This window comes from Rhodovulum sp. YNF3179 (assembly GCF_050586465.1).
Lineage (GTDB): Bacteria > Pseudomonadota > Alphaproteobacteria > Rhodobacterales > Rhodobacteraceae > CAJXYS01.
On the sequence record NZ_JBOCEG010000006.1, the window covers coordinates 263,013 to 281,167 of the forward strand.

An 18,155-nucleotide genomic window follows, 5' to 3' on the forward strand; every position below is an offset into this window, starting at 1 on the left:
CGCCGCCATGCAGACATAGTGGGGACGGTCACGCCAATTTGACCGGCTCGCTGCGGGAAACCGTTGAATTGTGACTTTCGAGCCAAACATCTGGGGCGTGAGCAGGCATCGGCGCGTGCGCCGGTGAAGACCGATCAAGGAGGACAACCAATTGAAACCCCGTACCACTAGCGTTGCAGTGCCGACGCGCATGCCGGTACGCGCCGCCGCGGCGCTGCTTCTGGGCCTCGCGCTCGTCATGGCGCAGGCGCTTGTCGCGACCGCGCGGCCGGCGCCCGACGGTTTCGCCGACCTGGTGGAGCGCGTCAGCCCCGCCGTGGTCAACATCACCACCACCACGACCATCGCGGCCAGCGATCAGCCCGGCCCGGTCGTCCCCGAGGGTTCGCCGCTCGAGGACTTCTTCCGCGATTTCATGGATCGCCAGCAGGATCGCCAGCGACCCCGCCGCGGCCAGGCGCTGGGCTCCGGTTTCGTGATCTCCGAGGATGGCTACATCGTCACGAACAACCACGTGATCGAGCAGGCCGACGAGATCCTGGCCGAGTTCCAGTCGGGACTCGAACTGAAGGCCGAGGTCGTCGGAACCGATCCGAACACCGACATCGCCCTCCTGAAGGTCCAGAGCGACGAACCGCTGCCCTTCGTCGATTTCGGCGACAGCGACATCATGCGCGTCGGCGAATGGGTGATCGCCATCGGCAACCCGCTCGGGCAGGGCTTCTCGGCCTCGGCCGGGATCGTCTCGGCGCGCAACCGCGAGCTCAGCGGCACCTATGACGATTTCATCCAGACCGACGCCGCGATCAACCGCGGCAATTCGGGCGGGCCGCTCTTCAACATGGACGGCGAGGTGGTCGGCGTGAACACCGCGATCCTCAGCCCGACGGGCGGGTCGATCGGCATCGGCTTCTCGATGGCCTCGAACGTGGTCACCAAGGTGGTCGCGCAGCTCAAGGAATACGGCGAGACCCGCCGCGGCTGGCTCGGCGTGCGGATCCAGGACGTGACCGACGACGTGGCCGAGGCGCTGGGCCTCGAGGGCGCGCGCGGCGCGCTCGTCACCGATGTCCCCGAGGGGCCGGCCATGGAGGCCGGTGTCGAGGCGGGCGACGTGATCCTGTCCTTCGACGGCGAGGAGGTCGCCGACACCCGCGAGCTGGTGCGGATGGTGGGCGATGCCGCTGTCGGCAAGACCGTCCGTGTCGTGGTGTTCCGCGACGGAGGCACCGAGACGCTGAATGTCACGCTGGGCCGCCGCGAGGAAGCCGAGGGCATGGCGCCCGGCGCAGAACCCGAGCCCGAGGGGCCGACCGAGAAGGAGATGATGGGGCTCAGCCTGTCGGACCTGACGCCGGATCTGCGCGAGCAGCTCGGCCTTGGCGAGGAGGCCACCGGCCTCGTCGTCACCGATGTGGACGAGACCAGCGAGGCCTATGAAAAGGGGCTGCGCGCCGGCGACCTGATCGCCGAGGCCGGCCAGCAGAAGGTCGCGACGGTCGCCGATTTCGAGGATCGCGTCGAGGCCGCCCGCGAGGCCGGCCGCAAGTCGCTCTTGTTGCTGGTACGCCGGCAGGGCGAGCCGCGTTTCGTGGCGCTGTCGCTCTCGGACGGGTGACCGGCCGGCCGTCGCCTTGAATGGATCTTGGAAAGGGCGCCCGCCGGCGCCCTTTTCTGTGCCCGGGTCAGTCGGGAACCGGCGTGACCACGAGACCGAGCGCCCGCGCGGTCTCGAGAGAGACCAGCCCCGAGTCGAGCCCGCGCGGCGCCTGGTAGCGTCGCACCGCCGCGCGTGTGCGGGCGTCCATCGCGCCGTCGATCGGCCCCGGGTAGAGCCCGCGCGCGGCCAGCGCGCGCTGGAGCGCCGCGACGAAGGCCGCGTCCATCTCCGCCGGGCAGGGCGTTTCGAACCGGAGCGTCCGGCGCGGCGCGACGATCTCCTGGCGGGTTTCGCTGCGATAGACCGGCGGCGCGGTGCGCCGCCCCGCGGCGTCGGTCTGGGGGGGACGGACCAGGACCTGCTCGGTCACCGTCTCGACCACCGCCGGGGCCGTGTCGCGCCCCCAGCAGCTGCCGGGCGGCGCGCCGGGCGGCCCGCCCTCGGCCGCCGTGACGATCCGGGGCGCGCCCGGCGGGGGCGCCGGCCGTTGCTGGGCATCGGGCTGGCAGCCGGCCAGCAGCCCGGCGACCATCCCGACGATGTATCTTGGCGGAATCACGGCGTGCGGCCCTCGCGCTGATGCGTCGGGGGCAGGCTACGCGCTGGCGCGCCCGGGCGGAAGCCTTGCCGTCAGCCCGGCGCGGTCAGCCGGTCGAGCAGGGGCGAGATGTCCTCGACCGTCTCGGCGATGACATGGGCGACGCCGGCCTCGCGCTGCAGCCGCCCCGTCACCCGCAGGAGCCGCCCGGCGATCACCGCCCGGCGGAACCGCTGGAAGGTCTTGGCCCAGACGATCACGTTGGCCACGCCGGTCTCGTCCTCGAGCGTGACGAAGACCACGCCCTTGGCGGTGCCCGGGCGCTGGCGCACCAGGACCAGCCCGGCGACGGTGACGCGCGCGCCGTCGGGCGGCTCGTCGAGACGTGCATGGGGCAGCGCCGCGGGCGGGCGCGGCCAGCGGCCGGGGGCAGGGGAAACCGGGCTGTCCATGAGAACGAAAATAGAACATGGCGTTGCCGGCGCAAGTCCGGAGTCTATCTCTGGCAAATGTTGCCCGGCTCGATTATGTGCGGTCTGACGACCCGGGCCTTCAGGCACCTGCGCGCGCCCGGACAGAGCGCAAGAGGAAAGACATGGCGAAGATCACCTATATCGAGTTCAACGGCACCGAGCATGTGGTGGACGTGCCCAACGGGCTGACCGTGATGGAAGGCGCCCGCGACAACAACATCCCCGGCATCGAGGCCGATTGCGGCGGCGCCTGTGCCTGTTCCACCTGCCATGTCTATGTCGACGCGTCGTGGGTCGGGAAGCTGCCGCAAAAGGACCCGATGGAAGAGGACATGCTCGATTTCGCCTACGAGCCCGATCCCGAGACCTCGCGGCTGACCTGCCAGCTCAAGGTGACCGACGATCTGGACGGTCTCGTTGTGCGCATGCCCGAAAAACAGATCTGATGGCCGGCCGGGCGCCGCGTCCGCGCCTGCGCGGCCTGGCCCGCGGCGCGGGCCTGGCCGCCGGCCTGTGGCTGGCAGGCGCCCTGGCCTCGGCGGCGCAGGACATCGCGGCCGCGGCCTACGACGCCCCGACCACGCGCTATGCCCATGGCGTGCTGGGCGACGCGATCGAGCATGGCGCGCTGGTGCTGACCCTGACCGACGGGCGCCGCAGCCGCATCGTCCTGCCCGAGACCCGCGTCTTCGAGGATACCGCGCCGCGCCTCGCCGATCTCGACGGCGACGGCGGGCCGGAAGTGATCGTGGTCGAGAGCGATCTCTCGCGGGGCGCCCGGCTCGCGGTCTACGACGCGGACGGCCTCGTCGCCGCGACCCCCTTCATCGGCCAGCGCAACCGCTGGCTCGCGCCGCTGGGCGTGGCCGATCTCGATGGCGACGGCGCCATGGAAATTGCCTATGTCGACAGGCCGCACCTGGCCCGGGTGCTGCGCGTCTGGCGCTTCGCGGAGGGCACGCTGCGCGCGGTGGCCGCGGCCCCCGGCCACACCAACCACCGGATCGGCGAGCGCCATATCTCGGGCGGCCTGCGCGATTGCGGCGCCGGGCCCGAGATCGTGACCGCGACCCCCGCCTGGACCGGCCTCCTGGCGACGCGCCTCCGGAAGGGCGTGCTCGAAAGCCGCGCCATCGCGCCGGCGGCGGGCGCGGCCGAGTTCGCCGCGGCGCTCGCCTGCCGCTGAGCCTCTCCAGGTGGTCGAAATATCCTCGGGGGTCCGGGGGCAGACAGCCCCCGGTCCGCGGCCCGCTCAGCCGAGCGCGCGCCAGCCGATGTCGCGCCGGGCATAGCCTTCGGGCCAGTCGATGGCATCGACCATCGCGTAGACGCGGTCGCGGGCCTCGGCGAGGCTCGCACCGCGCGCGGTGACGTTCAGCACCCGCCCGCCGCTGGCGACGAGCCTGCCGCCCTCGCGCCGCGTCCCGGCATGGAAGACCATCTCGCTGCTGGTCTCCGGCAGCCCCTCGAGGCCACGGATCTCGCTGCCTTTCTCGTAGGCGCCGGGATAGCCCGCGGCCGCCATCACCACGGTCATGGCGTGATCCTCGGCCCAGTGCACCCGGGCCGCGTCCAGCCGGCCCTCGGCGCAGGCCTGCATCAGGTCGAAGGCCTGCGCGCCGAGCCGCATCATCAGGACCTGGGCTTCGGGATCGCCGAAGCGGACATTGTATTCCACCAGCCGCGGCCGCCCGTCGCGGATCATCAGCCCGGCATAGAGCACGCCGCGATAGGGCGTGCCGCGCCGGGCCATCTCGGCCACGGTGGGCCTGACGATCTCGTCGAGCGCGCGCGCGGCGACCTCGGGGGTCATCACCGGGGCCGGCGAATAGGCTCCCATGCCGCCCGTGTTGGGTCCGGTATCGCCCTCGCCGATGCGCTTGTGGTCCTGCGCGGTGCCGATGGGCAAAACGGTCTCGCCGTCGCAGAGCACGAAGAAGCTCGCCTCCTCGCCGGTCATGAACTCCTCGATCACCACCTCGGCCCCGGCGCCCCCGAAAGCGCCGCCGAACATCTCGTCGATGGCGGCCTCGGCCGCGTCGACCGTTTCGGCCACGACCACGCCCTTGCCGGCGGCGAGCCCGTCGGCCTTGACCACGATCGGCGCGCCCTGCGCGCGGACGTAATCCTTCGCGGGCCCTGCCGCGGCAAACCGGGCCCAGGCTGCCGTGGGCGCGCCGCAGGCATCGCAGATTTCCTTGGTGAAGCTTTTCGAGGCCTCGAGCCGCGCCGCCGCCGCCGAGGGGCCGAAGACCGCGATCCCGGCGGCGTCGAGCGTGTCGGCCACGCCGGCGGCCAGCGGCGCCTCGGGGCCGATGACGACGAAATCGACCGCGTTCTCGGCGCAGAAATCCGCGACGACGCCCCCGTCCTCGATGTCTATGTCGGCGCATTCCGCGATCTCGTCGATCCCGGCATTGCCCGGCGCGCAGATCAGCCGGTCGCATTTCGGGTTCTGCAGGATCGCCCAGGCCAGCGCATGTTCGCGTCCGCCGCCGCCCAGTACCAGGATGTTCATCGCGCGCTCCCCCGCTTGGCCCCGCCGTTGGCGCGTTCTAAGGTGCCCCCGTGAGAGACGCAAGCGAGGCACGATGTCCGACCTGATCGAGGATGCCCAGCCCGGCATGAACGCCCCGGAATTCACCGTTGCCGAGATCTCCGGCGCCGTGAAGCGGATGATCGAGGGCGAATTCGGCCATGTCCGCGTCCGCGGCGAGGTCGGCCGGGTGATGCATGCGCGCTCGGGCCATGTCTATCTCGACCTGAAGGACGAGCGGAACGTGCTGGCCGGCGTGATCTGGAAAGGCCAGGCGCGCAAGCTGCGCGTCATGCCCGAGGAGGGCATGGAGGTCGTCGCGACCGGGCGGCTGACCACCTTCGCCGGGCAGTCGAAATACCAGTTGATCGTCGAGGATATCGCGCCGGCGGGAATGGGCGCGCTGATGGCGATGCTCGAGAAACGCAGGAAGGCGCTGGCCGCCGAGGGGCTCTTCGCCGCCGAGCGCAAGCGCCCCATCCCCTACCTGCCAGAGGTGATCGGGGTCGTGACCTCGCCCTCGGGCGCGGTGATCCGCGATATCCTGCATCGCCTGCGCGACCGCTTCCCGCGCCGGGTGCTGATCTGGCCCGTCGCCGTGCAGGGCGAGAAATGCGCCCCCGAGGTCGCCGCGGCGATCCGCGGCTTCAACCGGCTTGCGCCGGGCGGGCCGGTGCCGCGGCCCGACCTGCTGATCGTCGCCCGCGGCGGCGGCTCGATCGAGGATCTCTGGGGGTTCAACGAGGAAAGCGTCGTCCGCGCCGCCGCCGAATCGGAGATCCCGCTGATCTCGGCGGTGGGCCACGAGACCGACACGACGCTGATCGACCATGCCGCCGACCAGCGCGCGCCGACGCCGACGGCGGCGGCGGAACTGGCGGTGCCGGTGCGCGCCGAGCTCTCGGCCGCGCTGGCCGGCCTCGAGGAGCGCCGCCGGCGGGCCTGGGCCCAGGGGCTGGCGCTGCGCGGCCAGCGCCTGCGGGACATGGCGCGCGCGCTGCCCCGCCCGGCGGAGCTGGTGCAGTATCCCGCGCAGCGGCTCGATCACTTCGCGGGCCGGTTGCCCGGCGCGATCCGCGGGCTGGTCCAGGCCCGCCAGATCGCGCTCGCCCGGGTCGGGGCCCGGTTGAAACCGTCGGACCTGGTAGCGCAGGGTGGGCGGCGGCTCGACGGGCTGGCGGCACGTCTTCCGGCGGCGCTGTCGCTGGCCGCGGGGCGCAAGCGGGCTGGGCTGGACGGCGCGGCCGCGGGCCTGAGGCCCGCGCTGCTGCGCCGTGCGGCCGACCAGCGCCGGCGCGATCTCGACCAGCTGACCCGGCGCTTCGCACGGGCCGCCGACCGCCAGACCGCAGACTGGCGCGCCAGGCTCGACGGGCTGGAACGGCTCCGCCAGACGCTCGGCTATACCGAGACGCTGAAACGGGGCTATGCCGTGGTGCGCGCCGGCACGGCCGTCGTCACCACCCGCGCGGCGGCCGAGAAGGCCGGGGCGCTGGAGATCGAGTTCCAGGATGGCCGCTTGCCCGTGGGCGCGGCCGGCGGCGGGTCCGCGGGCGGCGCACCCGGCGGCGGCGCGCCGCGCAAGGCGCCCCGGAAACCCGGCGGCCCGCCCGAGCAGGGCAGCCTGTTCTGAGCCTCAGACCCCCGGGACCGGCCCGTCGCAGTCCAGCGGTGCGCGGCTTTCGCCAGCCACGACCAGGTCGTTGACCGGGTCGGCCCCCTCGCCCCGCGCGGCGAGGCCCCGGTCCGTCTCGAGGAAGTCCCAGCATTGCGGCTCGGGCTCGTTTTCGTAGACGAAACAGATATGCTCGCGCGCCTCGTACCAGCGCCCGCGCACGCAGTGCCCGTCGAGAAACGTCCAGATGACCTCGCGGCCGGGCAGGTACTGCTCGGCGCCGTAGGGCGCCCCGCGCCGCGTGAAATACAGCGTCTTCCCGGTGACCGCCTGCGCGAAGGCCTCTGCCGATAACGGCGCTTCATCGGCGGCCCAGGCAGGGCCGGCCAGGGCAAGGGCAAGCAGAAGCGACAGGTGGCGCATGGGCGGCTCCGGCAACGGCGACTGGCCGGATGCTAGCCGATCGCCGCGACCCGGTCAGCCCGTTTCCTCCGACGGGAGCCGGCGTGCCATGACCCGGTGCCAGACCGGCGGCAGGAAAGCCAGCGCGATCATGACATAGGGGCCGCGCGGCAGCACCGGCGCGCTGTCGCGCAGCGTGGTGAAGGGGGCGCCCGGATGGGCGTGCAGGTCGGAATGGCGCGTCGCGTTGAGCAGCATCAGCCCGCTGGCCCAGTGCGGAGCGTTCCACGCGTGCCAGGCCGCCAGCGGCGCCATGCGGCCATCGGGGCGCGTCTCGCGCCGGAGCCCGTAATGCTGCATATAGGCGCGGGTCAGCGTCAGCAGCAGCGCCAGCCCCACGACGCCGCAGATCGCGGCGCCCGCGGCCGGGCCGCCAAGCGCGACGCCGAGCGCGGGCGGGCAGGCGGCCAGGGCGAGATCGGCCAGCACGGGGCCGGTGACCCGGCCCCCGCCATGGCCCGCCGCCCGGCGCCGGGTGCGGGCGCCGTGCCGGGCCAGCCGGAAGGCGCCGCCCCAGGCGCGCGGCAGATAGGCATAGAGGCTCTCGCCCCGCCGGGCGGTGGTCGGATCCCGGGATGTCGCGGCGAATCGGTGATGCACGGCCGGATCGGTCACGGCCAACGGCCCCAGCGCCAGGAGCCGCAGCGCGAACCGCCCGACCGCGCGCGCCCCCGGCGCCCGTGCATGCAGAAGCGCCAGCGCCGCCGCGCTGCCGGTGGTGCCGAGCCAGACCCCGATGGCAGCCAGTGCGCCGGCCCGTGCGGGCGCCCCGCCGGCCACGGGCAGGCCCGCCGCGCAGGCCGCCAGCGCCAGCAGGGGCAGGGGCATCAGCGCGAGAAGGATCAGCAGCGCCCCGTCCGCCGCGGTGCCGGCGCCCTGCGCGCGGTCGCGGGGCATCACCGCGTCGAGGCCCGCGACCCCCAGGGTCAGCGCCGCCAGGGCGCCGAGGCCCCAGCGCGCATCGATTACCGCCCCGGCGGCGAGGGCCGGCAGGGGCAGAAGCGTCGCCGTCGCGAAATGTCGGATACCGCGTTGCATGGCGTCTCCCTTCGGGCATGTCCTACACCGCAAGTGGTTTGCCGCCGGTAACCCCGCATCCGGACCCGCGCATGTCGCTTTTGGCGTGGCCCGGCGGCGGTCCGGGGCGTTAGACAGGGCCACAACCGAAAGGAGGGCCGGGGATCATGGCGCTGGACGAGAACAAGGGGGTCTGGAAGTCGGGCCGCGGCAAGGGTCGGCGCACGCCGAAGGGCCGCCAGCTGGACGACGCCGCGCTTGCCGAGGTGCAGCGCCTTCTGGGGGACCGGCCGCGCCGGCGCGACCTGCTGATCGAGCATCTGCACCTGATCCAGGACGCCCATGGCCATCTCTCGGCCGCGCATCTGCGCGCCCTGGCCGAGGAAATGAAGCTGCCCCAGGCCGAGGTCTACGAGGTCGCCACCTTCTACGCCCATTTCGACGTCGTGAAAGAGGACGAGACGCCGCCGCCGGCGCTGACGATCCGGGTCTGCGATTCGCTGGCCTGCGAGATGGCCGGCGCGCAGGAGCTGAAGCGCGCGCTGGAAGAGGGGCTCGACCCGGCAGAGGTCCGCGTGCTGCGTGCGCCCTGCATGGGGCGCTGCGATACCGCGCCGGTGCTGGAGATCGGGCACAACCACATCGACCGGGCGAGCCTGCGCAAGGTCGAGGCCGCGATCGCGCAGGGCGACACCCATGTGCACGTGCCGACCTACCAGGGCTTCGACGCCTACCGTCTCGACGGCGGCTACACCCGGCTCGAGGCGCTGCGCGCCGGCGCCGAGAGCTTCGAGGCGGTGCAGCAGACACTGCTGGACGCGGGCATTCGGGGCCTGGGCGGCGCGGGCTTCCCGGCGGGGCGGAAATGGGGCTTCGTCCGGGCCGAGGCCGGGCCGCGCTACCTGGCGGTCAACGGCGACGAGGGCGAACCCGGCACCTTCAAGGATCGCTGGTATCTCGAGCGGGAACCGCATGTCTTCCTCGAGGGGATGCTGATCGCGGCCTGGGCCGTCGCGGCCGAGACCTGCTTCATCTACATGCGTGACGAGTATCCGGCCGTGCTGGAAATCCTGCGCCGCGAGATCGCCGCGCTCGAGGAAGCCGGGCTGGTCGCGCCGGGCTATATCGACCTGCGCCGCGGCGCGGGCGCCTATATCTGCGGCGAGGAATCGGCGATGATCGAGTCGATCGAGGGCAAGCGCGGCCTGCCGCGCCATCGCCCGCCCTTCGTCGCGCAGGTGGGCGTCTTCGGCCGCCCGACGCTCGTCAACAACGTCGAGACGCTTTACTGGGTGGCGCGCGTCTGCCGCGAGGGGCCCGGGATCCTGAACCGCGTCGAGAAGAATGGCCGCAAGGGGCTGCGGAGCTATTCCGTCTCGGGCCGGGTCAAGCGCCCGGGCGTCCACGTTCTGCCGGCCGGCTCCACGATCCGCGACATCATCGCGGCCGCCGGGGGCATGCTGGAGGGGCACAGTTTCAAGGCCTACCAGCCGGGCGGGCCCTCCTCGGGCCTTCTGCCCGCGACGCTCGACGACGTGCCGCTCGATTTCGACACGCTTCAGCCGCATGGCAGCTTCATCGGCTCGGCGGCGGTGGTCGTGCTGTCGGATCACGACTCGGCCCGCGCCGCGGCGCTCAACATGCTACGCTTCTTCGAGGACGAGAGCTGCGGACAGTGCACGCCCTGCCGCGCGGGCTGCGAGAAGGCGGTGAAGCTGATGCAGGCCGATCGCTGGGACCAGGAGCTGCTCGAGGATCTCTGCCAGGCGATGGCCGACGCCTCGATCTGCGGGCTCGGCCAGGCCGCTCCGAACCCGATCCGGCTGACGATGAAGCATTTCCCCGAAGAGGTCTGAGCCCGGCCGAGCCCCTTCCATTGCCGCGCCGAACCGACTAGGTGAGTGGAACACCACCAGCCGGGTTCAGAGATGTCGTTTTTCGGAAAACTCAAGGAACGGTTGTTCAAGTCCTCCTCCAAGCTCGAGGAAGGCCTGGACGCCATCGTGGAAGAGGGCGGCGCGGCCGAGCCGCCCGAGCGCGAACCGGAAACGCCCCCGGAGGAACCCGCGCCGGCGCCGGACCCCGTGCCGGGGCCGGTCCCAGAGGAACCGGAGCCCGCGCCGGACCCCGCGCCGGCACCCGTGCCCGAGGAGCCGGAGCCCACGCCGCAAGAAGATCCGGCACCGCCGGGGCCCGCCCCCGACGCGCCCGAGGAGCCGGTCCGCCCGGATCCCGCCCCCGAGCCCGAACCGGCGCCCGAGCCCGTGCGTGGCCCCGTCGAGGCGCCCGACGCGCCACCCGCTGAAATCCCCGGGCCCGCACCCGCCGAGATCCCGGTGGAGACCGGCGTCGCCGGGGTGGAGGAGGCCGTGGCAGACGCCCCGGCCCGCAAGGCCGGCCTTTTCGGGCGGCTTCTCGGGCGCGGCGAGTCCGCGCGGCCGGTCCTGCGGCGCACGCTCGACGACGACATGCTGGAAAGCCTCGAGGAGTTGCTGATCTCCGCCGACATGGGGGTCGAGACCGCGCTGCGGGTCACCGCCAACATGGCCGAGGGACGCATGGGCAAGAAGCTCTCGGCCGAAGAGATCAAGGGGCTTCTCGCCGGGGAGATCGCACGGATCATGGATCCGGTGGCGAAACCGATGCCGCTCTACCAGAAGACCCCGCAGGTGGTGCTGGTGGTGGGCGTCAACGGCTCGGGCAAGACCACGACCATCGGCAAGCTCGCCGCGCAGTTCCGCGCGGCCGGCAAGTCCGTCATCATCGCCGCGGGCGACACCTTCCGCGCCGCGGCGGTCGAGCAGCTCCAGGTCTGGGGCGAGCGTGCGGGCGTGCCGGTGATGACGGCGCCCGAGGGCTCGGACCCGGCGAGCCTGGCCTTCGACGCGCTGGCCCGGGCCGAGGCCGAGGGAACGGATCTGCTGATGATCGACACCGCCGGGCGGCTTCAGAACCGCGCCGACCTGATGGAAGAACTGGCCAAGATCGTGCGCGTGCTGCGCAAGCGCGACCCGGATGCGCCGCACAACACGCTCTTGGTGCTGGACGCCACGACCGGGCAGAACGCGCTGCGCCAGGTCGAGACCTTCCAGAAGATGGCGGATGTCTCGGGCCTGGTGATGACCAAGCTCGACGGGACCGCCAAGGGCGGCGTGCTGGTCGCGCTTGCGGATCGCTTCGGCCTGCCGATCCATGCCATCGGCGTGGGCGAGCAGATCGACGATCTCGCCCCCTTCGACCCCGAGGAATTCGCGCGTGCCCTGACCGGGGCCGCCGCGTGAGCCATCAGTCGTCGGCCGGGCGGTCGGGGCCGAGCGCCCGTGTCACCCGGCGCAGCAGCCAGAGCACGACCAGCCCGACCCCCGTCGCCAGCCCGGCCAGCGTCAGGTTGCCGATCCCGCAGGACAGCCCGACGGCGCCCGCGAACCACATGCCGGCGCCCGTCGTGAGGCCGCGCACCTTGTCGCCCCCGGTGATGATCGTCCCCGCCGCGAGAAAGGCCACGCCCGCGGTGATCGCCTCGGTCAGGCGCAGCGGGTCGAGCCGGACATTGTCGTCTTCGCGGGCGGCGGCGACCTCCATCAGCTCGAAGCTGGCCAGCGTGAAAAGGCACGCGGCCAGCGCGATCATCATGTGGGTGCGCAGGCCTGCCGGCTTGTCGTGCATCTCGCGCTCGAAGCCTATGATCCCGCCGAGCACCATCGCCGCGGCGAGGCGCAGCGCCGCCACCTCCACCGGCGTGGCGCGGAACGGGGTGCTGAATTCCGACCAAAGCGTCTCGAACATCACCGGGCCTCCTGCGCTGTCATACGTCCCCAACGCGGGGACGGAATGAGCGAGTTCCTTCTCGCGCTCGAAGGCACCGAGGCGGGGCATCGCCTGGCGATGGCGCTGGCGCTGCTGGCGGCCTTGCTGCACGCGGTTTTCGGCGCGCTGCAAAAGGGGCGCTTCGATCCCTGGCTGAGCCGGGCCGCCATCGACGCGAGCTACGGCGTGATCGCGGCGCCCGTGGCGCTGTTCCTCGTGCCCTGGCCGGGGCCGCATATGTGGCCGATCTTCGCCTGGGTCTTCGTGATCCATGTCGGCTACAAGGTGCTTCAGGCGATGACCTACCAGCGCGGCGCCTACACCGTTGTCTACCCGGTTGTGCGCGGAACCGGGCCGCTGGTGACCGTGCTGGCCGCCGGCGCGGTCTTCGGCGAGGCCTTCACCGCGACCCAGTGGCTCGGCGTGGGGGTGCTGCTGGCGGGCATCTTCGGGCTGGCCGTCTACAACATCCTGCACGCCTCCGTGGATCGGCAAACGCTCTACGTCGCGCTGGGCCTGGCGTTTCTGACCGGCGTCTTCGTGGCGCTCTACACCACCTACGACGCCTACGGCATCCGTGCCGCGGCCGATCCCTTTACCTTCCTTGCCTGGTTCTTCTTCATCGACGGGATCTTCATGCCGGCCTTCACATGGCGGCGCTGGTGCGGGCTGACCGCCGCCGAGGCGGTGCCGCTGATCCAGCGGGGTGTCATCGGCGCCTTCATCGCCTATTTCAGTTTCGGGTCGATCATGCTGGCGACCCGGCTCGACAAGGTGGGCGAGGCGGCGGTGCTGCGCGAGACCTCGACGGTCTTCGCCGCGGTGATCGGCTGGGTCGTGCTGAAGGAAACCGTGGGTCCCCGCCGGCTGGGCCTGATGGCTTTGATCGCGGCCGGCGCCGTGATAGTCGAAATGGGCGGATGAGAGAGGCGCGTGCGATGGCCGAGAAACCGATCAACCCGATGCTGAAAATGGCGCTCGAACTGGGCCCGATCCTGGTGTTCTTCGCCGGCTACCTGTGGCTGAAGGACGAAAGCTTCACGATCGCGGGGACAGCCTATGACGGCTTCATCGTGGTCACGGCGGCCTTCATCCCGCTGATCCTCGCCTCGACGGCCGCGCTCTGGCGGCTGACGGGAACGCTGTCGCGGATGCAGATCATGACCGCGGTGCTGGTCGTGCTCTTCGGCGGGCTGTCGGTCTGGCTCAACGACGAGCGCTTCTTCAAAATGAAGCCGACGGCCATCTACCTGCTCTTCGCCGTGATCCTCGGGATCGGGCTGCTGCGCAAGCGCTCCTACCTGGAACTCGTCATGTCCGAGGTGATGCCGATGCAGCGCGAGGGCTGGATGATCCTGACCCGCCGCGTCACCGCGCTGTTCTTCGGGCTGGCGGTCGCCAACGAGCTTGTCTGGCGGACCATGTCCACGGATGCCTGGGTCAATTTCAAGACTTTCGGGCTGACGATCGCCGTCTTCGTCTTCTTCATGACCCAGGGCAAGCTGTTCCAGAAATACGGCTCCGAGACCCTGTCGGGCCGGGGCGACTGACCGCTCAGGCCCGCTTGCCGAAAAGCACCTCCTGCGCCTTGCGATCCGTCTGAAGGTTGGCGCGCAGGTCGGACGCGACGGCGCGGCCGGCCTGCACCGCCGGGCGCGCGCCCACGCGGTCCAGCCAGGCCTTGAGGTTGGGCTTGTCGTCCAGCGTCTGCTGCTGGCCCTCCCAGAGCGAGGCCCAGGGCCAGATCGCCATATCCGCGATGGAATAGGGGCCGGCGACGAAATCGCGGTCTGCCAGCCGCCGGTCGAGCACGCCGTAAAGACGCGCGGTCTCGTTGCGGTAGCGATCCTTGGCATAGGGCAGGTCCTGCGGCGGGTCCATGGCGGGCGCGTATTTCAGGAAGTGGTGCGCCTGGCCGGCCATCGGGCCGAGCCCGCCCATCTGCCACATGAGCCACTGCTCGACCTCGATGCGCTCGCGGTCGGTGTCGCCGTAGAACCGGCCGGTCTTGCGGGCCAGGTATTGCAGGATCGCGCCGGATTCGAAGACCGAGACCGGCTTGCCGTCGGGGCCGTCGGGGTCGACGATCGCCGGCATGCGGTTGTTGGGCGCGATCGACAGGAAAGGCGGCTCGAACTGTTCGCCCGCGCCGATATTGACCAGTTGCAGGCTCCAGGGCAGGCCCATCTCTTCCAGCGCGATGGAAATCTTCCACCCGTTCGGCGTTGGCCAGTAGTAGAGATCGATGGGCTGCGTCATGGGGAACTCCTTTTTCGATTTGCCCCACTACTTGGCCGCGCCCGCGCCCGAGACAACCCCTCAGGCGCTGTGCGCGCCCCCGTATCCGGCGCGACCGGGCAGGTCCATGCCGACCGGCAGGCGTCGCGCGGTGCGCGCCGGCGCGGCCGCCCGGCCGGGCAGGGCCGCGCGCAGCGCCTCGGGGGACCAGTTGTCGCGGTCGCGCAGGATGGCCGCGTAAAGCGCGAAGACCCCGGGACGGAGATAGAAGCTCCAGTGGCTGACGCGGCGGTCGCGGGGCGCGATCCGCGTGCCCCTGTCGGCGAGAGCGCCGAGCGTGTCGGGGCAGTGGATGCCAAGATCGAGCCAGCGCCCCGGCGCCTGCGGCAACCCGCGCCCGAGCGCCCGGTCGCCCGGGCGCGGCGCTGGCACGACTGTCTCGAAGAGCGCGTCGTAAAAATCGTTTTCGGCGCTGACCACGTTGTAGACCTGGGCGCCGCGGGCGGCGGGGTTGGCCAGCGCGCGCTCGGCATTGCCGCGGTAGTCGGCCGCCGCCATCAGGATCGCCCGGCCCAGTACCGGCGCCGTCACCGCCGCCATGGCACCGAGCGCGACCCGCGCGCCCAGGGAGTGGGCCAGGATATCGACGCGCCGCCCCGGTGCCAGCGCCGCGATCATCTGCAGCAGCGTCTGCAGCGCCTCCGCCGCGCCGGCAGTGCGGCCATAGACGCGGCGGACGCCCGGTTCCGGCAACAGTGCCGTGGCATGCCAGCCGAAGGCGATGCAGAGCCCGTCCTCCCGCCCGTATTCCGTGAACCCCAGCTGGCCCGGCCAGGACAGCGCCTTCCAGCAATCGGTTTCGGGGGCGAGCGAGAAGATGTGGCGATGCGGATCGGCACGGCGTTCGAAGGGTGAGAACTTGAAGCCGTGGATCAGCACCACGATCGGCGCGTCGGCCCGGATCCGTGCCAGCGTCTCCGCCAGCTCGACGTCCAGAGGCCGTCCGCAAGGGGAGGGATGCTCGAGCCCGCCCCGACGCGCGTTCACCTGAAGCAGTGCCATCTGCCCGTGCCCCGCCGTTCTCTTTGGCGCCTGAGTACAGCCAGACTGCAACGGCCCGGTTACCGGCCGGTGACAGCTGCGTGACGATGCCCGGCGCTTGACGCAACGCCGCCACTCGGCTAATGCCGCTGTCGTGGCGATTTGTTCACCGGATTGCGGGCCACGTTAAATATGCCGCTAAAGAGGTCGAGGCCCCTGACGCCCCCGATCCTCTGTGGTCCGGGGGCTTTATTTTGCGCGGGCACCCCGCGCGGGGAGACGGATATGAGCCAGGACTGGAAAGCACGCACCCGCGCGGTGCATGCCGGCACGCGGCGGAGCCAGTACGGCGAAACCTCCGAGGCGATCTTCCTCACGCAGGGCTTCGTCTATGACAGCGCCGAGGCGGCCGAGGCCCGCTTCGTCGAGGCGGGCGCGGACGAGTTCGTCTATGCCCGTTACGGCAATCCGACCGTGGCCATGTTCGAGGACCGCATCGCCGCGCTGGAAGGCGCCGAGGACGCCTTCGCCACGGCCAGCGGCATGGCCGCGGTCAACGGCGCGCTGATGTCGCTGCTGAAGGCGGGCGATCATGTCGTGTCCGCGCGCGCGCTCTTCGGATCGTGTCTTTATATCCTCGAGGAGATCCTGACCCGCTACGGCGTCGAGGTGAGTTTCGTCGACGGCACTGATCTGGACCAGTGGCGCGCCGCGATAAGGCCCGACACGCGGGCGGTGTTCCTCGAGTCGATCTCGAACCCCACGCTCGAAGTGATCGACCTGCCCGCGGTGGCCGAGATGGCCCACGCGGTGGGCGCGACGGTGATCGCCGACAACGTTTTCGCCACGCCCGTCTTCCAGCGCTCGCTCGAGCTGGGCGCGGATGTCGTGATCTACTCCGCGACCAAGCATATCGACGGGCAGGGCCGGTGCCTCGGCGGTGTGGTGCTGGGGCGCCGCGACTACATCCGCAAGACCCTGGAGCCTTACCTCAAGCATACCGGCGGCGCGCTCAGCCCCTTCAACGCCTGGGTGATGCTCAAGGGGCTGGAAACGCTGGAGCTGCGCCTCGCCGCGCAGGCCGAAACCGCGCGGTGCCTCGCCGAGGCTCTGGCCGGCCATGACAAACTGGCGCGGGTGCTCTACCCCTTCCATCCCTCCCACCCCCAGCATGACCTCGCCCGGGCGCAGATGACGGCCGGGGGCACGGTGCTGTCGCTGGAGATCGCGGGCGGCAAGGAAGCCGCGTTCCGTTTCCTCGACGGGCTTGAAATCGTGGGGATTTCGAACAATCTCGGGGATGCGAAAAGCCTCGTCACGCACCCCGCCACCACGACCCACCAGCGCCTCGGCGCAGAGGTGCGCGCCGCGCTCGGGATCGGCGACGGGCTGGTGCGCCTTTCCGTCGGGCTGGAGGACGCGGGAGACCTGATCGCGGATCTCGAAAAGGCGCTCGCGGCCGTCTGAGCGTCGCCCCGACGCATGCAAAAAATTTGTAAAAGACTGGAAATGCCCCCAGTCTGGGCCAGATTTGGGTGGTCGGACATCAAGCGGGACGGACAAGACCGATGAACATTCACACGCCGAACCCCGAGAACGCGGAGGCCCCGGTCAGCGAGGGCGAGGCTCGCGACGCGCTGGAAACGCTGCGCGCCTGGATGTCCCAGGCCGACGGCGCCGCGCGCGATGCGCTGGAACCCGCCCTGGCCCGGCTGGCCGGCAGCGCCGCCTACCCCGAGCTCAGCCGCGCCTACCCGCAGGATTTCGAGGCCGATGACGGCTACCGCGCGACGCTGCCCGACCTGCAGAACGGCCCGGCGAGCCTGATCCGCGGCGCGCGGCAGGAACTGCAGCATGTCGGCATCTCGAATTTCCGCCTGCCGATCCGCTTTCACACCCGCGACAACGGCGACGTGACGCTCGAGACCTCCGTCACCGGCACGGTCAGCCTGGAGGCCGAGAAGAAGGGCATCAACATGTCGCGCATCATGCGCAGCTTCTATGCCCATGCCGAGCGAACCTTCAGCTTCGGCGTCATCGAGGCCGCGCTGGACGGCTACAAGGCCGATCTCGAGAGCATGGACGCCCGGATCCAGATGCGTTTTTCCTTCCCGGTCAAGATCGGCTCGCTGCGTTCGGGGCTCGAGGGCTACCAGTATTACGACATCGCGCTGGAACTGGTCGAACGCGCCGGCGTGCGCAAGAAGATCATCCATCTCGACTATGTCTACTCCTCGACCTGCCCCTGTTCGCTGGAACTCAGCGAACACGCGCGCCGGGCGCGGGGCCAGCTGGCCACCCCGCATTCGCAGCGCTCGGTCGCGCGGATCTCGGCCGAGGTGGTCGAGGGCGAATGCCTCTGGTTCGAGGACCTGATCGACATGTGCCGCCAGGCGGTGCCGACCGAGACCCAGGTGATGGTCAAGCGCGAGGACGAGCAGGCCTTCGCCGAGCTCAACGCCGCCAACCCGATTTTCGTGGAGGATGCCGCGCGGCTCTTCTGCGCGGGGCTCAAGGACGATCCGCGCGTGGGCGATTTCCGCGTCGTCGCGAGCCACCAGGAAAGCCTGCACAGCCATGACGCCGTCTCGATCCTGACCGAGGGCGAGACCTTCGCGGCCGAGAGCCTCGATCCACGGCTCTTCACGACGCTGTTCCACGTCGGCTGACGCGGGGGGAGGGCCCCCCAAGACCACACCACGCTTTTTGCCCCCCCCCCCCCAGCGCGTTGTCCCCCCCTTGAGGGTTCTTCTCAAAATGAAAGAGAC

General features: G+C 71.0%; 18 protein-coding genes and 1 riboswitch. Of the genes, 10 read left to right on the top strand and 8 right to left on the bottom strand.

The annotated features are described in order from the left end of the window. Positions 1 to 190 precede the first annotated feature (190 nt). On the top strand, positions 191 to 1,618 hold the full coding sequence (locus ACQ5SP_RS12970) for a Do family serine endopeptidase (protein WP_430938806.1): 1,428 nt from the start codon (positions 191 to 193) through the stop codon (positions 1,616 to 1,618). A 67-nt stretch (positions 1,619 to 1,685) separates the two neighbouring features. Here the strand turns inward: ACQ5SP_RS12970 and ACQ5SP_RS12975 are convergent, their stop codons facing one another. Continuing rightward, complete coding sequence (locus tag ACQ5SP_RS12975) at positions 1,686 to 2,219, bottom strand: peptidoglycan-binding domain-containing protein (protein ID WP_430938807.1); 534 nt, start codon at positions 2,217 to 2,219, stop codon at positions 1,686 to 1,688. Between the two features lie 71 nt (positions 2,220 to 2,290). Continuing rightward, on the bottom strand, positions 2,291 to 2,650 hold the full coding sequence (locus ACQ5SP_RS12980; RefSeq protein WP_430938808.1) for an OB-fold nucleic acid binding domain-containing protein: 360 nt from the start codon (positions 2,648 to 2,650) through the stop codon (positions 2,291 to 2,293). A gap of 143 nt (positions 2,651 to 2,793) precedes the next feature. Between ACQ5SP_RS12980 and ACQ5SP_RS12985 the strand changes: the two genes are divergently transcribed. Next, a complete protein-coding gene (locus ACQ5SP_RS12985; RefSeq protein ID WP_430938809.1) occupies positions 2,794 to 3,117 on the top strand; it encodes a 2Fe-2S iron-sulfur cluster-binding protein in 324 nt (107 codons plus the stop codon). Next, complete coding sequence (locus tag ACQ5SP_RS12990) at positions 3,117 to 3,857, top strand: FG-GAP repeat domain-containing protein (RefSeq protein ID WP_430938810.1); 741 nt, start codon at positions 3,117 to 3,119, stop codon at positions 3,855 to 3,857. Before ACQ5SP_RS12985 ends, ACQ5SP_RS12990 begins: the two co-directional genes overlap by 1 nt. Before the next feature lie 66 nt (positions 3,858 to 3,923). On the opposite strand, the gene purD is transcribed toward ACQ5SP_RS12990, so the two are convergent. Beyond that, positions 3,924 to 5,189, bottom strand: a complete 1,266-nt coding sequence (gene purD / locus ACQ5SP_RS12995; protein ID WP_430938811.1) for a phosphoribosylamine--glycine ligase — start codon at positions 5,187 to 5,189, stop codon at positions 3,924 to 3,926. A 73-nt stretch (positions 5,190 to 5,262) separates the two neighbouring features. Here purD and xseA point away from each other — a divergent pair, with 73 nt between their 5' ends. Further along, on the top strand, positions 5,263 to 6,840 hold the full coding sequence (xseA, locus tag ACQ5SP_RS13000; RefSeq protein ID WP_430938812.1) for an exodeoxyribonuclease VII large subunit: 1,578 nt from the start codon (positions 5,263 to 5,265) through the stop codon (positions 6,838 to 6,840). Between the two features lie 3 nt (positions 6,841 to 6,843). Here xseA and ACQ5SP_RS13005 read toward each other — a convergent pair whose 3' ends face one another. Together ACQ5SP_RS13005 and ACQ5SP_RS13010 are read right to left on the bottom strand one after the other, a co-directional pair. Further along, on the bottom strand, positions 6,844 to 7,245 hold the full coding sequence (locus tag ACQ5SP_RS13005; protein ID WP_430938813.1) for a hypothetical protein: 402 nt from the start codon (positions 7,243 to 7,245) through the stop codon (positions 6,844 to 6,846). Positions 7,246 to 7,299: 54 nt separating this feature from the next. Next, the gene (locus tag ACQ5SP_RS13010; RefSeq protein WP_430938814.1) at positions 7,300 to 8,322 is read right to left on the bottom strand and encodes a fatty acid desaturase; all 1,023 of its coding nucleotides are present in this window, start codon (positions 8,320 to 8,322) and stop codon (positions 7,300 to 7,302) included. 146 nt (positions 8,323 to 8,468) lie between these two features. Between ACQ5SP_RS13010 and ACQ5SP_RS13015 the strand changes: the two genes are divergently transcribed. Both ACQ5SP_RS13015 and ftsY read left to right on the top strand, forming a co-directional pair. Continuing rightward, the gene (locus ACQ5SP_RS13015) at positions 8,469 to 10,157 is read left to right on the top strand and encodes an NAD(P)H-dependent oxidoreductase subunit E (protein ID WP_430938815.1); all 1,689 of its coding nucleotides are present in this window, start codon (positions 8,469 to 8,471) and stop codon (positions 10,155 to 10,157) included. Positions 10,158 to 10,229: 72 nt separating this feature from the next. Next, the gene (gene ftsY / locus ACQ5SP_RS13020) at positions 10,230 to 11,582 is read left to right on the top strand and encodes a signal recognition particle-docking protein FtsY (protein ID WP_430938816.1); all 1,353 of its coding nucleotides are present in this window, start codon (positions 10,230 to 10,232) and stop codon (positions 11,580 to 11,582) included. Between the two features lie 4 nt (positions 11,583 to 11,586). Here ftsY and ACQ5SP_RS13025 read toward each other — a convergent pair whose 3' ends face one another. Further along, positions 11,587 to 12,087, bottom strand: a complete 501-nt coding sequence (locus tag ACQ5SP_RS13025) for an MgtC/SapB family protein (protein WP_430938817.1) — start codon at positions 12,085 to 12,087, stop codon at positions 11,587 to 11,589. A 45-nt stretch (positions 12,088 to 12,132) separates the two neighbouring features. Here ACQ5SP_RS13025 and ACQ5SP_RS13030 point away from each other — a divergent pair, with 45 nt between their 5' ends. Together ACQ5SP_RS13030 and ACQ5SP_RS13035 are read left to right on the top strand one after the other, a co-directional pair. Next, complete coding sequence (locus ACQ5SP_RS13030) at positions 12,133 to 13,032, top strand: EamA family transporter (RefSeq protein ID WP_430938818.1); 900 nt, start codon at positions 12,133 to 12,135, stop codon at positions 13,030 to 13,032. A gap of 14 nt (positions 13,033 to 13,046) precedes the next feature. After that, positions 13,047 to 13,658: an inner membrane-spanning protein YciB gene (locus ACQ5SP_RS13035; RefSeq protein ID WP_430938819.1), complete on the top strand. Its 612-nt coding sequence runs from the start codon at positions 13,047 to 13,049 to the stop codon at positions 13,656 to 13,658. 4 nt (positions 13,659 to 13,662) lie between these two features. On the opposite strand, the gene ACQ5SP_RS13040 is transcribed toward ACQ5SP_RS13035, so the two are convergent. Continuing rightward, the gene (locus ACQ5SP_RS13040) at positions 13,663 to 14,367 is read right to left on the bottom strand and encodes a glutathione S-transferase N-terminal domain-containing protein (protein ID WP_430938820.1); all 705 of its coding nucleotides are present in this window, start codon (positions 14,365 to 14,367) and stop codon (positions 13,663 to 13,665) included. A 60-nt stretch (positions 14,368 to 14,427) separates the two neighbouring features. Further along, a complete protein-coding gene (locus ACQ5SP_RS13045) occupies positions 14,428 to 15,408 on the bottom strand; it encodes an alpha/beta hydrolase (protein WP_430938821.1) in 981 nt (326 codons plus the stop codon). Positions 15,409 to 15,531: 123 nt separating this feature from the next. Then, a riboswitch (SAM riboswitch) is annotated at positions 15,532 to 15,610 on the top strand. A gap of 62 nt (positions 15,611 to 15,672) precedes the next feature. On the opposite strand from ACQ5SP_RS13045, the gene metZ reads away from it, so the two are divergent. Both metZ and folE2 read left to right on the top strand, forming a co-directional pair. Continuing rightward, positions 15,673 to 16,854, top strand: a complete 1,182-nt coding sequence (gene metZ / locus ACQ5SP_RS13050) for an O-succinylhomoserine sulfhydrylase (protein WP_430938822.1) — start codon at positions 15,673 to 15,675, stop codon at positions 16,852 to 16,854. 101 nt (positions 16,855 to 16,955) lie between these two features. Then, on the top strand, positions 16,956 to 18,056 hold the full coding sequence (folE2, locus tag ACQ5SP_RS13055) for a GTP cyclohydrolase FolE2 (protein ID WP_430938823.1): 1,101 nt from the start codon (positions 16,956 to 16,958) through the stop codon (positions 18,054 to 18,056). Positions 18,057 to 18,155: the final 99 nt, after the last annotated feature.

Bases quoted from the DNA above. Each gene is read 5' to 3' on its own strand.
- ACQ5SP_RS13035 (WP_430938819.1), top strand. From the start codon at position 13,047: ATGGCCGAGAAACCGATCAACCCGATGCTGAAAATGGCGCTCGAACTG.
- ACQ5SP_RS12970 (WP_430938806.1), top strand. From the start codon at position 191: ATGCCGGTACGCGCCGCCGCGGCGCTGCTTCTGGGCCTCGCGCTCGTC.
- ACQ5SP_RS12985 (WP_430938809.1), top strand. From the start codon at position 2,794: ATGGCGAAGATCACCTATATCGAGTTCAACGGCACCGAGCATGTGGTG.
- ACQ5SP_RS12990 (WP_430938810.1), top strand. From the start codon at position 3,117: ATGGCCGGCCGGGCGCCGCGTCCGCGCCTGCGCGGCCTGGCCCGCGGC.
- ACQ5SP_RS13045 (WP_430938821.1), bottom strand. From the start codon at position 15,408: ATGGCACTGCTTCAGGTGAACGCGCGTCGGGGCGGGCTCGAGCATCCC.
- ACQ5SP_RS12980 (WP_430938808.1), bottom strand. From the start codon at position 2,650: ATGGACAGCCCGGTTTCCCCTGCCCCCGGCCGCTGGCCGCGCCCGCCC.
- folE2 (WP_430938823.1), top strand. From the start codon at position 16,956: ATGAACATTCACACGCCGAACCCCGAGAACGCGGAGGCCCCGGTCAGC.
- ACQ5SP_RS13040 (WP_430938820.1), bottom strand. From the start codon at position 14,367: ATGACGCAGCCCATCGATCTCTACTACTGGCCAACGCCGAACGGGTGG.
- ACQ5SP_RS13005 (WP_430938813.1), bottom strand. From the start codon at position 7,245: ATGCGCCACCTGTCGCTTCTGCTTGCCCTTGCCCTGGCCGGCCCTGCC.
- ftsY (WP_430938816.1), top strand. From the start codon at position 10,230: ATGTCGTTTTTCGGAAAACTCAAGGAACGGTTGTTCAAGTCCTCCTCC.
- purD (WP_430938811.1), bottom strand. From the start codon at position 5,189: ATGAACATCCTGGTACTGGGCGGCGGCGGACGCGAACATGCGCTGGCC.
- ACQ5SP_RS13010 (WP_430938814.1), bottom strand. From the start codon at position 8,322: ATGCAACGCGGTATCCGACATTTCGCGACGGCGACGCTTCTGCCCCTG.
- xseA (WP_430938812.1), top strand. From the start codon at position 5,263: ATGTCCGACCTGATCGAGGATGCCCAGCCCGGCATGAACGCCCCGGAA.
- ACQ5SP_RS13025 (WP_430938817.1), bottom strand. From the start codon at position 12,087: ATGTTCGAGACGCTTTGGTCGGAATTCAGCACCCCGTTCCGCGCCACG.
- ACQ5SP_RS13015 (WP_430938815.1), top strand. From the start codon at position 8,469: ATGGCGCTGGACGAGAACAAGGGGGTCTGGAAGTCGGGCCGCGGCAAG.
- ACQ5SP_RS13030 (WP_430938818.1), top strand. From the start codon at position 12,133: ATGAGCGAGTTCCTTCTCGCGCTCGAAGGCACCGAGGCGGGGCATCGC.
- metZ (WP_430938822.1), top strand. From the start codon at position 15,673: ATGAGCCAGGACTGGAAAGCACGCACCCGCGCGGTGCATGCCGGCACG.